Annotated in this window: 17 protein-coding genes; 12 read left to right on the top strand and 5 right to left on the bottom strand. The window is 39.6% G+C overall.

Annotated features, from left to right (window positions below):
- Positions 1-332: 332 nt before the first annotated feature.
- A complete protein-coding gene (locus tag Q5O24_11460; GenBank protein WKY46971.1) occupies positions 333-3,398 on the top strand; it encodes a hypothetical protein in 3,066 nt (1,021 codons plus the stop codon).
- A 574-nt stretch (positions 3,399-3,972) separates the two neighbouring features.
- Here Q5O24_11460 and Q5O24_11455 read toward each other — a convergent pair.
- Positions 3,973-4,326 (bottom strand): ATP-binding protein, encoded by a 354-nt coding sequence (locus Q5O24_11455; GenBank protein WKY46970.1) that lies wholly within the window; start codon positions 4,324-4,326, stop codon positions 3,973-3,975.
- A 507-nt stretch (positions 4,327-4,833) separates the two neighbouring features.
- On the opposite strand from Q5O24_11455, the gene Q5O24_11450 reads away from it, so the two are divergent.
- From Q5O24_11450 to Q5O24_11430, 5 genes are all read left to right on the top strand, one after another.
- A complete protein-coding gene (locus Q5O24_11450) occupies positions 4,834-5,145 on the top strand; it encodes a DUF4258 domain-containing protein (protein WKY46969.1) in 312 nt (103 codons plus the stop codon).
- A gap of 2 nt (positions 5,146-5,147) precedes the next feature.
- A complete protein-coding gene (locus Q5O24_11445; GenBank protein WKY49250.1) occupies positions 5,148-5,375 on the top strand; it encodes a type II toxin-antitoxin system MqsA family antitoxin in 228 nt (75 codons plus the stop codon).
- A gap of 301 nt (positions 5,376-5,676) precedes the next feature.
- Positions 5,677-5,994 (top strand): DUF4258 domain-containing protein, encoded by a 318-nt coding sequence (locus Q5O24_11440; GenBank protein ID WKY46968.1) that lies wholly within the window; start codon positions 5,677-5,679, stop codon positions 5,992-5,994.
- Complete coding sequence (locus tag Q5O24_11435) at positions 5,991-6,221, top strand: type II toxin-antitoxin system MqsA family antitoxin (protein ID WKY46967.1); 231 nt, start codon at positions 5,991-5,993, stop codon at positions 6,219-6,221. Before Q5O24_11440 ends, Q5O24_11435 begins: the two co-directional genes overlap by 4 nt.
- Before the next feature lie 127 nt (positions 6,222-6,348).
- A complete protein-coding gene (locus Q5O24_11430) occupies positions 6,349-7,107 on the top strand; it encodes a transposase (protein WKY46966.1) in 759 nt (252 codons plus the stop codon).
- Here the strand turns inward: Q5O24_11430 and Q5O24_11425 are convergent.
- Positions 7,014-8,054 (bottom strand): magnesium chelatase domain-containing protein, encoded by a 1,041-nt coding sequence (locus tag Q5O24_11425; GenBank protein WKY46965.1) that lies wholly within the window; start codon positions 8,052-8,054, stop codon positions 7,014-7,016. The genes Q5O24_11430 and Q5O24_11425 overlap by 94 nt on opposite strands.
- A gap of 634 nt (positions 8,055-8,688) precedes the next feature.
- Between Q5O24_11425 and Q5O24_11420 the strand changes: the two genes are divergently transcribed.
- The 5 genes from Q5O24_11420 (at position 8,689) to Q5O24_11400 (ending at position 10,666) form a co-directional block, all read left to right on the top strand.
- Complete coding sequence (locus Q5O24_11420; protein WKY46964.1) at positions 8,689-8,955, top strand: DUF4160 domain-containing protein; 267 nt, start codon at positions 8,689-8,691, stop codon at positions 8,953-8,955.
- An 8-nt stretch (positions 8,956-8,963) separates the two neighbouring features.
- Positions 8,964-9,203 carry a DUF2442 domain-containing protein gene (locus Q5O24_11415; GenBank protein WKY46963.1) on the top strand — a complete coding sequence of 80 codons (240 nt, stop codon included), beginning with the start codon at positions 8,964-8,966 and terminating at the stop codon, positions 9,201-9,203.
- A gap of 224 nt (positions 9,204-9,427) precedes the next feature.
- A complete protein-coding gene (locus tag Q5O24_11410) occupies positions 9,428-9,751 on the top strand; it encodes a transposase (protein ID WKY46962.1) in 324 nt (107 codons plus the stop codon).
- Between the two features lie 206 nt (positions 9,752-9,957).
- A complete protein-coding gene (locus tag Q5O24_11405; protein WKY46961.1) occupies positions 9,958-10,239 on the top strand; it encodes a hypothetical protein in 282 nt (93 codons plus the stop codon).
- 211 nt (positions 10,240-10,450) lie between these two features.
- The gene (locus Q5O24_11400; protein ID WKY46960.1) at positions 10,451-10,666 is read left to right on the top strand and encodes a hypothetical protein; all 216 of its coding nucleotides are present in this window, start codon (positions 10,451-10,453) and stop codon (positions 10,664-10,666) included.
- A 152-nt stretch (positions 10,667-10,818) separates the two neighbouring features.
- Here Q5O24_11400 and Q5O24_11395 read toward each other — a convergent pair whose 3' ends face one another.
- Both Q5O24_11395 and Q5O24_11390 read right to left on the bottom strand, forming a co-directional pair.
- The gene (locus Q5O24_11395) at positions 10,819-12,726 is read right to left on the bottom strand and encodes an EAL domain-containing protein (GenBank protein ID WKY46959.1); all 1,908 of its coding nucleotides are present in this window, start codon (positions 12,724-12,726) and stop codon (positions 10,819-10,821) included.
- 82 nt (positions 12,727-12,808) lie between these two features.
- Positions 12,809-12,955 carry a hypothetical protein gene (locus Q5O24_11390; GenBank protein WKY46958.1) on the bottom strand — a complete coding sequence of 49 codons (147 nt, stop codon included), beginning with the start codon at positions 12,953-12,955 and terminating at the stop codon, positions 12,809-12,811.
- Between the two features lie 138 nt (positions 12,956-13,093).
- On the opposite strand from Q5O24_11390, the gene Q5O24_11385 reads away from it, so the two are divergent.
- Positions 13,094-14,446 carry an HD domain-containing protein gene (locus Q5O24_11385; GenBank protein ID WKY46957.1) on the top strand — a complete coding sequence of 451 codons (1,353 nt, stop codon included), beginning with the start codon at positions 13,094-13,096 and terminating at the stop codon, positions 14,444-14,446.
- Between the two features lie 65 nt (positions 14,447-14,511).
- On the opposite strand, the gene epsC is transcribed toward Q5O24_11385, so the two are convergent.
- Positions 14,512-15,459, bottom strand: coding sequence for a serine O-acetyltransferase EpsC (gene epsC, locus Q5O24_11380; GenBank protein ID WKY46956.1), 948 nt, complete (start codon positions 15,457-15,459; stop codon positions 14,512-14,514).
- Between the last annotated feature and the right edge of the window lie 41 nt (positions 15,460-15,500).

Raw genomic sequence — 15,500 nt, 5'->3', positions numbered from 1 at the left:
TCAATTGTAAAGTTTGTAAATAAAAAAATCGGGTAATTCTGAATTAATGATTGCAAATTTCTATAAGAAGGTGTAAAATTCTTAATGAGAATGCTCTTAATCTTTTATGGTCACGCAATGGGTAATCTTGCAAACTTTCCAACCTTTTGGGCAGAGGATGTTGCAAGCTGAGGTTTACCTTTGTAAGCAATAGAAAGGAAAGGAGGCAGAGAGCGTTTGCGGAGCCATTTAAGAAGAGTATACATTTTTCGGAACTAAGCGTGAGTATATCATAAAGATCGCTTTTTTCTGGAAACACAACAAAATAAAATTCACGAACGGAGGATTTAAGTGTGAAGAAAATTACTGCAAGTATTTTAACAGTAATGTTGACGCTTTCGATGGTATTCTCATCGAGTGTATTCGCAGCAGAAAAAACATCTGCATGGGATTCATTCCTGGGATTATTTTCGAATGACACAGCAACAACTGAAGCCACTGCTGTTGGTGTTCAGTACAAAGGACACGTAGAAAACAAAGGTGACGTTGATTGGGTTACAGGACCAGAAGAATTAGGTACAAGAGGACAAAGTTTAAGACTGGAAGCTTTCTATATCGAATTAATGGATGCTCCTGCTGACATGCACATCATGTACCGAGTTCATGTTCAGAACGAAGGTTGGTTAGAGTGGGTTGAAGATGGCGCACTTGGCGGAACCACCGGTAAAGCTCAGCGTATTGAATCTGTTGAAATCAAATTAGTTGATGACAACGGTGCTGATTACGAAGGTTACTCTGTAGAATATCAGGGACATGTTCAGAACAAAGGTGATATGCCTGCTGACGGATCTTGGTATATGGATGGAGCTCAGTTAGGTACTGTTGGTGAAGGTTTACGTCTGGAAGCCCTTAAAGTTCAGATCGTACAGACTAAAGCTGACATGACTGCTTATGAAGCTGCTGTAGAAGCTGCTAATGCTTTAGATTCAGCTGATTATACTGCTGAAACTTGGGCTGAGCTTGAAGCTGCTTTAGCGGTTGAAGTAACTGAAGACAATACTCAGACTGAAGTTGATGATGCTACAGCGGCTATTAACGCTGCTATGGATGCACTTGTAATGGTACCAAGTATTTCTAGCTTAGAAGCTACAGGTTTAAAACAATTGACTGTAACATTCAACATGCCAGTTGATACAGATGTAGCTTCATTTAGTGTTATTAAAGGGACAGCTACAAGCATTGGCGTTTCAACTGTAACATGGAATGACGATGCAACAGTTGCAACACTTGCATTAGCATCAAAATTAACAGAAGCTACTTATACTGTAAATGTTGATAATTTAGCTGATGATACTTTAACAGCATCAGTTGATACATTAGCAGAAACAGTTACTGAAATTACAATTGCATCAGATATCGCAGTGTTTAATTCAACAACAAGTGAATATTCTGTTGGATATGCTGTTTATAATCAGTACGGTGAAAACATGACATCTAAAGTTTCTACAATTGTACCAAATGCTTCAAGTGGAGCAGGTGCACCTACTGCAACAGCTGCAACTGGTATTGTTACAATTCCAGAGGGAACATTAGAAATTGGTGATACTACAGTATTGACTCTTGTTGATAGCGGTACTGGCGTTTCTGCTTCACAGAAATTAACTTGCTCAGATTCAGCTGCAGTTGCTGAAATTACACTGGGAGAAGTTTACAATGAAGATGGTTATGAACTTTCAGCTGATAACACAGCAGAAGATTTTTATGTGGTTGTAGATGCATATGATCAGTACGGTACAAAACTTGAAGCCGCTACATTAAATAGTGCAACCGCAGTTGTTGTTTCTACTACAGATTCTTCTGTATTAGACGTTGTAAGAGCTGATGATCCTGACTTCTTCTATGATATGGATATCAATGATGATGATGTAGACGAAACATTAATGAAACTTGATGCAGCGTCTATGACAGATGGAACAGCTAAATTAACAGTGATTTCGTTATACAATGGTGCAAAATCAGCAGTTACATTAACCGTTGCTCCTGCAACACAAGTTGATGTACTGACACTGGAACAGCCTGACCTAGCGGTTGCTGGTGAAGATGTCGTTATTCCATATGAAGCTTATGATTTAGATGGAGAAGCTGTGTCATCCACAACTCTGTTAAATGCTGTTAACTTTGGATTCACTTTCACTGATTTAGCAGATGCTGGTTCTACAGATGCTGTATTCAAGAAGAATGCTTCAACTGGTGAAGTTGAATTAATTTTAACATTAGATGTAACTGACGCTGATGATGATGGCGGAAAAGTTACTTTGACAGCTACGACACCAACTGGTGAAGTAACAATTTTAACAGTTACTGTAGAAGAAGCTGCTACACCAACAACAATTTCAGGTTTAGATGATGTAACATTAAACCCAACAGTTGATGGTACAAGCACACTTGACTTTGATGAAGTAATCGTTGTTGACCAATTTGATCGTGTAATGGATCCTACTACTAGTGGTGCACAAATTGATGTTACTATTGATGATGTTACTATTGCTGATACAGATGATGCTGGTGCAGCCACAGATTCGCTCGTTAACGGTGATACCTTAACAGTTTATGGTCAAGCAAAAGGAACTACTGATGTAACATTTGAAATTAATGGTGTTACTGATAGTGAATACACAACAAGCATTCGTGTTGCAGCTACAAGCGAATTTGATTCTTACACATTGTCTACAGTTGGAACAATCTATGATGATTCATTAGTTGCTGCAACTGCAGGAAGTGCAAAATATAATGAATCATTAACAGTATACGGTGTTACATCTAATGGTACTGAAGTAGTAGTACCTGCAGCAAACTATAATGTTTTAATTACTGGACAATCTGGATTGGTTGCTGCAGCAGGAACTAACTCAACATCAATTGGTGTTGTAGAAACAGGAGCTGCTTCTGTAATTAGTTACGCAACAGATGCTACAGAAGCCTCAGCCACTATAATTGTTACAATCAATGCAAGTGGTGAACAGTATACACAGTCACTTACAATTTCTAAAGTTGAACCTGTTGTAAGCACAATTGTAATGGGATCTTCTGTAGTAAGTGGTGGATATGATTTAGCAGCAGGTACATTTGATGCAGATGACATTGCGGCTTTAATTTCTACAACTGATTCAGAAGATAATTATGGTGAAGATTTAGATTTCACAACAGATTCATCTAATGTAACATTTGCAGATGGTTCAGATTCACCTGTATACTATACAGTATCTGACATTGTTGATGCAGATGACGCAGGTGATATGGCAATTACTGGAAATGGTACTGGAACATTAGCTATTGGTAATGCAGAAGTTGGAGATAGCTTCACAGTAACCATTACAGCAGACGGCGTATCTAGAGTATTTGGCGTAGTCGTCAACTAATCAACAGATACGGTGCCAGGCCTGACTTAACTTATTAACTTAACTCATTGAGTTGGGTTGAGAGTGAAGTAACAGAGAAAATAGAGGCGATTCGAACTCGAGAGGGTTCGGATCGTCTTTTCTTTTTTGGTTGGAAAAGAGTAAGGAATCTGACTGGTTAAAATTTCAGAAGGATAGACACAAGGGGACGGTTCTTCTGTGTTCGCTTGCGTTGGGACTGGTTGAAAAAGAATGGTAAATTTGGCAGGAAAATTTTTGACTGCTGATGTAAATATACGGTGCCAGGCCTGACTTAACTTATTGAGATGATGAGGACACAAGGGGACGGTTCTTCTGTGTTCGCTTGCGTTGGGACTGGTTTAAAAAGAATGGTAAATTTGGCAGGAAAATTTTTGAGTGCTGATGCAAAGATATGGTGCCAGGCCTGACTTAACTTATTGAGATGATGGGTAGCGGGTGTATATTATGAAGCGACAGAGCCAACCAATCTCCTGTGATAGAGCCAGGTAATCTTTTATCGAGAGCCAGTGCTCCGAAAGAGGGAGCCACTAGAGATAGCTCCCTGGTAGTTGAATTATTTAATGGTTCGTTTTCGCCAGCGCATTGAAACATCGCCATCAATAATCATTGAATAAGCAGATGGAACAATGCGGTCAAGAATTGAATCAGCCAGCGCACCACCACCTAAACGTTCATGCCAGCCTTCGGCAGTTAGCTGTGAACAGATAATAATGGATGCCTGATCACAACGACATTCCACAAGTTCCAGAAGATCCCGCTGCTCAGTATCTGTAGTTGGGACCAGTAGAAACTCATCCAGAATCATCAGAGAACATTTTTTATACTGATTGAGAAGATGATGATACTTCCCCTGAATACGGGCAGCTTCAAAGGCGCTAAAGAGATCCGGCAAACGAATATGAAACACAAGGGGACGGTTCTTCTGTGTTCACGTACTAGGTAAGTATTCTGCCGATATTAAGTAAGCGCTCAACTATAGGGTGTCGCAAAAAACAACAGAACCGGTAGCGACAGCTAACCGATTCTGGAAAAATTGATTTACATTTTAAAATCTAACTGGATCTGTTCAGACCATGGCATCAGCGCTTCCAGCTCTTCAGGCTCATTACGGTAATCCAGCCCTGGTGGACACAAGGGGACGGTTCTTCTGTGTTCGCTTGCGTTGGGACTGGTTTAAAAAGAATGGTAAATTTGGCAGGAAAATTTTTGAGTGCTGATGCAAAGATATGGTGCCAGGCCTGACTTAACATATTGAGATGATGGGTAGCGGGACTGAGAAAAGAAAAATAAGAGACGATTCGAGCTCTAGAGGGAGCGGAACGTCTTTTCTTTTTTGGGGAAATCAGATATAATAGTTATAATATACAGGTTGAAATCAATAAGACTTTCGGAATTGTTAAGCTGCGGAGATAACATGGAAATCGAAGATTTAAGAGTAAAAGTATTTGAACGAAAAATAAAGTGGACAGCACATGTGGCCCAAAGAATTCAGGAACGTGATATCAGTCGGCTTGATGTCATTAACTGCATATCATCAGGTGAAATTATTGAAAGTTATCCTGAAGATTATCCCAACCCCAGTTGCCTGATTTTAGGTTTACGCAATGATGGAAAATCAATACATGTTGTAGCTGGATCTGATGGTGATTACATTTTTATTATAACGGCATATTATCCAAACCTTAATAAATTTGAAGCAGACTATAAAACAAGGAGAAAATCATGAAGATGTGTTTTTATTGTAAAGGTGATTTAATTAATAGCATCACGTCACACGTTGTAAATTATAAAAATTGTATTATCATTATAAAGAACGTTCCTTGCGAAGAATGTGAACAGTGTGGTGAAAAGTATTTTAGTGATGAAACTATGGAAGTGCTTGAAAACATCGTAAATGCGGCAAAATCACTAGCTGGTGAAATATCTGTTATCGATTTTCATCATAACGCTGCTTAGTCTTGCTTGAGACAGGACACAAGGGGACTGTTCTTCTGTGTTCGCGTACTAGGTGAGTATTCTGCCGATATTAAGATACAGTGCCAGGCCTGACTAAGCATATTAACTTAACTTATTGGGTTGATGGGGAGCGGGACTGAGAAAAGAATAAGAATAATAGAAGGCGATTCGTGCTCGAAAGGGTTTGGATCGTCTTTTCTTTTTTGGGGAAATCATTTATAATGTAATAAAGTAAAAGTCATATATTTTTGCAGTAATACTATTAATATTACAGTATTTACATAAGGATGAAATGGAAAAAATGAATATTGAAAAATTAAGAGTTCTTTACAAGCAAGATCTAGTTTTTTTAACACAACATGTAATTGAACGCTGTAAGCAGCGAAACATCCGTCCTAGTAATATCAGAGAAGCGGTAATGACAGGAGAGATCATAGAAGATTATCCAAATGATTTTCCAACTCCGAGTTGTTTGATTCTTGGAATGACTTCATTTGATGTATCTATTCATGTAGTAATTGCAAGTAATGGTGAAACAGCAAAAATTGTTACAGCATATTATCCAGATAAAGATAAATGGGAAGCAGATTTAAAGACTAGAAAGGAAAGATCAAAATGAAATGTTTAAGTTGTAAAAGTGGTGAAATGGAAAGTTCAGTTACAACCTACTTTGCGGACTTGAAGAATTGCATGATTATTGTCAAAAATGTACCTTGTTATAAATGTGAGCAGTGTGGTGAAATTTTGTTTTCTGCTTCTGTTGCAGAAAAACTTGATGAACTGATGGATAAAGCAGAAATTTTAGCGAGCGAATTGACAATTATGGAATATGATCGGATCGCATAGAGATACAGTGCCATGGAACACAAGGGGACGGTTCTTTTGTGTTGACTATAAAGAGGGACACAAGGGGACGGTTCTTTTGTGTTGACTATAAATAAGAGTGCTGATAGAATAGATGAGAGGTGATAAAATGCCAAGAAAAGCGCGTATTAAAAGCAGCACTGGTATTTACCATATCTTGATTAGAGGCATAAATCGACAGATCATCTTTGAGGATGACGAAGACTGTCAGCAATATCTGGAAGTTTTGAAAGAGCAAAAGGAGAAAAGCGGAATTGAGATTTATGCTTATTGTTTAATGAGCAACCATATCCATTTGTTGATCAAAGAAGGCAGCGAAGAACTGGGAACTGTTTTCAAACGTATCGGAGCAAGTTATGTCTACTGGTATAATTGGAAATACAATCGACGGGGACACTTATATCAGGATCGGTTTAAAAGTGAAGAAGTTCAGGATGATAATTATTTTCTGACTGTAATTAAATATATTCACCAAAATCCGCTAAAAGCGGGTATTACAAAAAATTTGGAGCAATATCCGTGGTGCAGTTATAATGAGTATCTGGGAGAGAAAGGTTTTTGTCAAACACAAACAGCCTTGAAAATCTTTTCTAAAAATCCGGAGCGAGCAGTTATTCTATTTAAGGAATTCAGTATAGGAAAGGTCGAAGACAATGTACTGGATGATGATGAAAAAATACGCTGGAAAGACAATGAAGCCAGCATATTCATCAAGAAACTAGCATCGGTTGTCAGCCCGACAGAAATTCAGAATATGGGGCAGGAATCAAGGGATCAGATAATTCTGAGCTGTAAGCAACAAGGAATGTCCATTAGACAGATTGTACGTTTGACAGGTGTAAGTTTTGGAATAATTCGAAAGCTGTGAACACAAGGGAACCGTCCCCTTGTGTTATGAGGGAACCGTCCCCTTGTGTTATGGGCCAAAGAAATTTCACCGGGTGTGGCATTTCTGCCGCCACCAATTAAGGCATTGGTAGACGCATTGTGGTGGGGTGCGCGATAGGGTCGTTTTCTTACCAGGCCGCTGTCATCATTGATCAATCCGGCAACGCTGTAAATGGTTGTCACCTCCAGGGCTTCGGATTCGCTCATTTCCGGTAAAATTGTTGGGATTCGTTTGGCGATCATCGATTTTCCGCAGCCGGGTGAACCGATCATCAGCAGATTATGGCCGCCGGCAGCGGCTACAACAAGATATTCGATCAAACCTTCCTGACCGGCAATATCGGAAAAATCAACATGATCAGATGGCTCTGTCGCTTGTGAAGCTTTAAAACCGGGAATAATATCCTGGTAAGGCTTTCTTTCCTCCAGAAAATCCACGACGTCTTGTAAATTGTCAAAACCGTAAATGTTTAAACCAGTAACCAGACTTGCTTCTGGGAGGTTTTTAGCGGGTACAATAATATCTGTAATTCCAGCATTGCGTGCTGCTATCATCATCGGAAGAATTCCACTGCAAGCACGCAGTTTTGAATTTAGAGACAATTCTCCTATTAATGCAAAGGGATTTGGTCTTAAAATAGAGATTTGTTTGGTTTCAATAAGAATCCCCAGCGCAATTGCCAGGTCAAAATGAGAGCCGCTTTTCTTCATATCACTGGGGGCAAGATTGATGACCACCTTTTTCTGTGGAAATGTGAAGTGCCCGTCACAAATGGCCGCTTCTACACGTTCTCTGGCTTCTTTGACGGCAGTGTCGCCCAAACCAACGATAGAAATCATCGGCAATCCATTAATGGCTTTAACCTCCACATCAACAGGATAGGCATCTACACCGGAAAGTCCAAAACTTTTTACAATTGAGGCCATAATATTTCTGCCTTTCATTCTTTAATCGATAATTAATATACTTCAGTTTAGCAGAAATTAAAATCGTATTCAATCATTGGTGAAGATAATTTGTTGGTGGTAAGAATGTTAGCAAATAACATAGAACACAAAAGAACCGTCCCTTAGAATACGGTGCCAGGCCTGACTTAACTTATTGAGTTGATGGGAGCGGGACTGAGAAAAGAATAATAAGAGGCGATTCGAGCTCGAGAAGGTTCGGAGCGTCTTTTCTTTTGTCTAAAAGTAAACGCTTGATAACAGGGTGCCTTACATTCAAAAATAATCCATGAGATAATACTCCCGAATAAGAGTTTTTCAAGTAATAGTTTTTCGAGTTTTTAAGTGCCTTGAAAAACTCTAGCTGAGGTATATTATATGGATGAAATCACACTCGTAAGAACAAGGTTTCGGGTGGCACAGTGGACACAAACACATAAATGAAATTATTATTCTATTGTGATGTCATTGCTATTAAGGAGTTGAGGTGATAAAATAAAGACAAAAAGACATAAATGTTTTACTTCATATTCAAGTTGATAAATATCGTAAACTATTGGTTATGATGATTCTAAAGAGAAATGAGAAAATAATTTGAACATGAAAGGACTAAAAAATGCCGACAATTAGTATGTTTTATGGAATTATTATTCGAATGTTTTGTGCGCCAGAAGAACATAATCCGCCGCATTTTCATGCGTATTATGGGGAGTTCAAGGCCATTATTGATATTAAAACGTGTGAATTAAAGGAAGGGAATTTGCCCAAAAAACAACTTAAGCTTGTTTTGGCTTGGGCTGAGTTAAGACAGGAAGAACTACTTGCCGATTGGATATTGGCTATGAACAGTGAGCTTCCATATAAAATTGATCCATTAAAATAGGAGGTCGAATGATGTACTTAGCAGTTATAGAGGTAGAACCTTTAAATGATTATAAGCTTCTTTTAACTTTTGAAAATGACGAAAAGCGAATATTTGATGTTAGTCCATATTTGGGTAAGGGTATTTTTCAAGAATTAAGGAATTTGGATAAATTCAATACTGTACGTGTTAGTTTTGATAGTATTGAATGGTGTAATCAAGCAGATCTTGATCCAGAGTTTTTATATGAAAAGAGCATAGCCTGTTAGCAGAATACGGTGCCAGGCCTGTCTTAACTTATTGGGGTGATGCGATGCGGGATTGAGAAAAGAATAATAAGAGGCGATTCGAGCTCTGGAGGGTTCGGATCGCTTTTTAAAAAGTGAAAATTGCGATGATATGCAATCAAATTAATATTTATTAAATCCTATCTATTTTTGGTTGAAAGCGTTGCCATGTTCTGGTAAACTGAATATCAGAAAGAGATGATTAGTTGAGCCGGAAACCTATAATCGATTACCCAGGTGGTATTTATCATTTGATACAGCGCGGTAATAATCGTATTTATATATTCGAGAAAAAAGAAGATAAGGCCGAGCTGCTTGATCTGATTCGCGCCTATCAGCTGGAACTGGGTTTTGAATGCCTGGGCTATGTAATCATGGGCAATCATTATCACCTTATCATTAAAAGGGAGTCATCCGCTTCAATTTCAGAGATTATGCATCGTATTAATTTTCGTTTTGCCCGATACTATAATCTGAAAAACAAGCGGACTGGACATGTCTTTGAAATCGCTATCGAGGTTATCTGGTGAAAGACGATGCTTACCTTTTAGCCCTCCTTCGTTACATTCATCAGAATCCGGTTGTGGCAAAAATGTGACGAAAAGTAAGTGAATATCCCTGGAGCAGCGACAGTGCCTATCGAAAAAACGAACCACTGGGACTCACGTCTATCGATTTTATCTTGAATATTTTTTCTGAGGATCGGTATATTGCGCTTAAGGAATACGATATTTTTATGAATGAATATAAGATCGAATCCGATTTTGATTTGGAGCTTCAATTGGCTCCCAAAATGCCATGTATACCTGCTTCCGCTCCAATAAAAGTTAGTCACTCAAAATCACTGGATAAAATTTTAAAGGAATGCGCTGACGATACGGCTTATTCCGCAATTTTAACTGGATCCAGACAACGAACGCTAACAGAAGTTAAGAAGAAATTTATTACTCAGGCACTAAATGCAAATTTTTCCTCAAACGCAATGAGCAGATCGCCAGTTTCTGCAAGCAGATTTTAATTGTTGAAGCCTGAGCAAAAAGCGGCACTTTGTATACTGCCAGTATTGCTGCAGATTTGAAACGCAAAATTCTGGTGCCTCCTCATGAGATTTATGATTCTCGTGGTCTTGGGAGCAATCTGCTGCTGCAAAAAACGGCAGAACTTTATTTTGAACCCAGGCAATTAACAGATCAAGACCTTTCTCATTTGATTCTGATTGTGCAGATTATATGGCAAAAAATAGTGTTGCTAAGAAGCTGACGGCTAATGAAGAAAAAATTGTAAATCTGCTTGATGATTGTCCTAAGAAGGTTCTGCAGCTTGCTGAAAAACTGGGTTTTACTGAAGTCACTCTGCTGCAGTTACTGTCAGATATGGAGCTGGAAGGGCTGCTTATCTGTCAAAACGGATATTACAAACTTGGTCAGATGGAAAAAAATGTTTAAGGATACAAGGCGACAGGTTTTTAATAAAACGGTGGCAGGCAATTTTAACTTTAGCGCATGTCAATTAACTTATTGAGTTGGGGCGGGTGTGAAGTTAAAAGACAGAGGTAACTCGAGCCGAAAGAGATCGGATTGCCTCTGTCTTTTATAGCTCAGTATTTAAATCCCAGCCTCTTTATTGCTTCATCTTCAGCAAGCGGCTTATCAAAGTAATAACCCTGGACATATTCGCAGCCGTATCCCTTTAAGATCTTTAGCTGTTCAAATGTTTCCACCCCTTCCGCGCAGCTGGAAAGTTTTAAAGACTTGGCCAGCATGATAACAGAGACAAGTAGTTCTCTGGACTGCTCGGAGTTGCCGATGGTGTCGACAAAAGATTTGTCAATTTTTAAAACATCAATGGGCAGTTTGTGCAGATAGCTTAAAGAAGAATAGCCGGTGCCAAAATCGTCCAGATAGATGGGAATCCCCAAGCCCTTAATCCGCTCCATTACCCGTTTGGCATTATCAAGGTTTTCAATATAGGCAGTTTCGGTAATTTCGAAGGCAATGTTATTTACCGCTACATCAGTATCTTTAATTGTTTTTTGGGTTCTGACAAGAAAAGATTCTTCCAGCAGCTGCCGTGCCGAAATATTGATCGAGACCACGATCGAGGCATCAATCTGAGAAGCGTTTTTGGCAAAAATCATAGCATTTTTCATAATGACCTGACCCAGTTCGATTATCTGGCCGGATTGCTCTGCTACCCGGATAAATTCATCAGGATAAATAGTTCCCAGTTCCTGGGAATTCCAGCGGACTAAGGCCTCAAAACCGTCCACCGAATTATTGTTCAGACCAACCTTTGGCTGGTAGAGATTATAAAACTCCCCTTTTTCGATGGCTTCACTCATTATACTGGAAATTTTATATTGTCGGTCGATCATCTGAATGTAAGCATCGTCATGGTCGGCATAATTTCCTTTTCCTTCATCTTTTACCTTATGCATGGCCATTTCAGCATTGCGAATCAAGTCAATAGTTCGGGCATTCTCGTAAGCTTCAGAGATGCCGATGCTGGCCTTTATTCTAAACTCCATTTCACCGATTTTAATCGACTTGAAAATCTGTTCCAGCTGACAAAGGACAACTTTTTTAGCAATCGAATGATTAACGATAAACATCAGGGTATCGCCGTCAGACCGTGAGACATATTCAAATAAGTCATGTTTACTCATCAGCTGATTGACCAGTTTGATAATAATCTGGTCGCCGGTATTGTAGCCGAATGAATTGTTGATATACATAAAATTGTCCAGATCAAAGAGGACAACATAGAAATCAGTGTTTTTGTCAACAGCAATCCGTTGTTCCAGAGCGTCAGCGAATCCCCGCCAGTTCAGGGCTCCAGTAAGACTGTCATGAATCAGGCTGTGCTTTAATTCCTGGTCGGTGCTGATGATTTCTTCATTTAAATGGCGCAGACTGAGATGGAGGTCGTTCATTTTCAACAGTTGAAGCTGGTATAATTCTTCGAATTGGGCGTACATGTCAATTCCCTTGACCAGGGTAATAAGCATCAGCAGGTACATTCCGAAATTGGAGAAAAGATAACCTAGGCCCAGCGCGACAAATTGGCCTACCCCAAGTATGCCGTAATAAGTGATGAAGCCCAGGGTGAGAAAACCGGCAATATAGAGATAGCGTTTATTCAGGCTAAGAAAAATGACCACGGTCATGGTATAAACTGCCAGGCCGTTGGTGGTCAGATATTTTTCTGTTGGCAGAATTGTCAACATTATAATATAGATAAGTGAAATAATCAGATAGATGCGTAGGCGCAAACTCTGGTCAGAGATTTTTTTCTTGATGATGACCAGTCCCAAAGTTGAGATAAGTGCTGTCCCAACATTGACACCCAACAACAAGAGTTTATAAGACAAAGGATAAATAGATAATAAGATAGCAGGAAAGAAAGTGAGGGTAATAATAATTATGGCCAGAATAAACACTTGATGGATAGTATTTGCCCGGATAGTTTGATACTGATCTTTCAGATTCCTGGTTATTTCTTTCATGACAATCCTCTCTTGTGATAGTACGAATGGACAATCACTATTTTGGTAATTTAACTTATTATAGCATTAGCGGGGAGAGCTTTTAAAGGCTTTTAAGAAATAAAGGAGGAACAAAACCTGTAAAGGTGATTGTTGAAATGGTAAACTGATTCAATACATAAAATTTCAGAATAGTGGTGATGATTCCCGACACCAGGTCTGCCAATCCTAGTAGAGTAGTATTAGCCAAAATGATTCTCCTAAATTTTATTACCACATTATTTGTGGCGATTTGATTTAATAAACTCTTTAGTTAAGCTTGAGACTAACGGACAGTCATGCTAGAATATTATATTAGATTAAACTTGAAATTTTTACAGGAAAAGAGATGTTATACATGGTCGAATTGTTTGAACTGTTACTTGAATTGTCTAAGGCTACAGATCTGGTCAGCCCAAGACTCAATCATCATCAGCATCAGGTTGGCTTTATTGCCTGTTGTCTGGGTGAGCAGATGGGCTTCTCCAAGGAGAGCCTGAATACCATAGGAATGGCTGGGATTTTACATGATATCGGTGGTTTGAGCTTGCAGGAACGAATTGATGTCCTGAAATTCGATGCCATTCATCCCCATCGGCACGCTCGGATTGGCTGGCAGCTGCTTAAAGAAAATACAAACCTGACGGAGATTGCTGAAATCATCAAATTCCATCATGTTGATTGGGATAACGGCAGCGGTATTTTCTTTAATGGTGAAGCAGTGCCCCTTGAAAGTCATTTAATTCATCTGGCGGACCGAATATCCACATCAATTAATCCAACTGAGGATCTCATCAATCAGGGTGATGCTATTTATGAAAAGATCAAACGGGCATCTGGCCGGAAATTTAATCCGGCATTTGTTGAGGCTTTTGCCCAAATCAGACATTTTGACTATTTCTGGTTCGATCTGGAATCGATCATGAAGGGCAACAATCTTTACCGCAAGTTTACTGATTTCTCAAAGATTCAGATTGATCTGGAGGGGTTGCTGGATATTTCCCGCCTGTTTTCTCGGGTTATCGATTTTAGAAGTCCTTTTACCGCAGTCCATAGTGTGGGAGTTGCCTGTGTCGGTGCTGAAATTGGAAAATTATGCGGATTAAATGATGATACCTGCCAGAAAATTAAAATTGCCGGCTACCTTCATGATTTGGGTAAACTGGCGATTTCCAATGAAGTTCTGGAAAAGCCGGATCGGTTGACAGAAAAAGAATTTTCTCTGGTTAAAGCCCATGTTTATGAAACCTATATTTTATTGGATCGGGTGAACGGGATGCAGGAAATTACCGCTATTGCCGCTTTACATCACGAAAAAATGGACGGCAGCGGTTACCCTTTTAAATTAAGCGGCGACCAGCTCAGTTATGAAGCGAGAATTTTAGCCATTGCTGATATTTTTACAGCCTTAACTGAAAACAGGCCTTACCGAAAAGGAATGAGTCAGGTCGCTGTCAAAGAAATATTTAACGAACTGAAAAATGAAAACAAGTTAGATCCGGCAATTTTAGAAGTTGTAGATGCAAATTATGAGCTGCTGGAAAAAGTCAGGATCTCTTCACAGTCCGGAGCCCGCGACCATTATCAGCGGTTAAAAGCAGAAACGGATGAACCCAGTCCACGAAAGGAACCCGTTTTCGACCCTTCTGCCTGGCCTGATACAAGGTCTTATCTGCATCAGGAAGAAGCTTTTCAGGCCTGATTTCCGGCAAAGGAATAATCTTGCCCAAATAGAGTAAGACCCGCTTCGCTGAAGCGGGTCTTTTTTTAGATATCCCAGTTAATGGAATCATCTTTGACATCTTTACTGGGTTTGCCGCCGGAAAAATGAAGTTCCATGTTTTTAATACTGACCTTGGTTCCTTCGGGAACTGACTTGGTGATAAAGACATTACTGCCGATAACGACCCCTTTTCCGACCACTGTATCGCCACCGAGGATTGATGCGCCGGAATAAACGGTCACTTCATCTTCAAGACAGGGGTGACGTCTGACGCCACGCAACTTTTGTCCGCCTCTGGTTGACAGGGCGCCCAGAGTAACACCCTGATAGATTTTTACCCGTTCGCCAATGAGGGCTGTTTCACCGATTACGACACCAGTTCCGTGATCGATAAAAAAGTATTTGCCAATGGTGGCACCAGGATGAATATCGATTCCCGTAATATTGTGGGCGTATTCACTCATAATTCGGGGAATCATCGGGACCGATAATTTATAGAGCTCGTGGGCCAGACGGTGGATGGAAATGGCGAAAACGCCCGGATAACAAAAGATGACTTCATCTTTACTTTGAGCCGCTGGGTCACCGTCAAAAGCAGCCTGAACATCGGTAGCCAGAAATTCGCGGATTTCCGGTATTTTTTTCATGAAAGTACAGCAGAGATTTTCTGCAACAGCCTGACAATCAGAAATGTCACCACCCTTATTAATGCAGGAGTTATGTTTTAGTGTCAGGGTGATCTGCTCCGTCATTTTTTCAGTAATGGAAACAGCCAGTTCACTGATATGGTAGTCCTGTATTTCCTTGCGGAAATGGGTGTTCGAAAAATAGCTGGGAAAGACCAGTTGTCTTAACAGTTTTGTGGTTTCGATAATAACCGAACGATTGGGAATATAGCCTTGTTCATAGGGAGCAATTCGATCCTCTTTATCATAGCTTTCGGATATCATTAAAACCAGATCATCAATTTTTCCTTTAAATTCATTACTCATGGTATTATTTCCTTTGCACGTTTTCTTCTATTATAGCCTAT

The organism is Eubacteriaceae bacterium ES3 (assembly GCA_030586155.1).
Classification (GTDB): domain Bacteria; phylum Bacillota; class Clostridia; order Eubacteriales; family Eubacteriaceae; genus Acetobacterium.
Note: the sequence above shows the minus strand (reverse complement) of the source record. Positions and strands in the feature narration are given on the sequence as shown.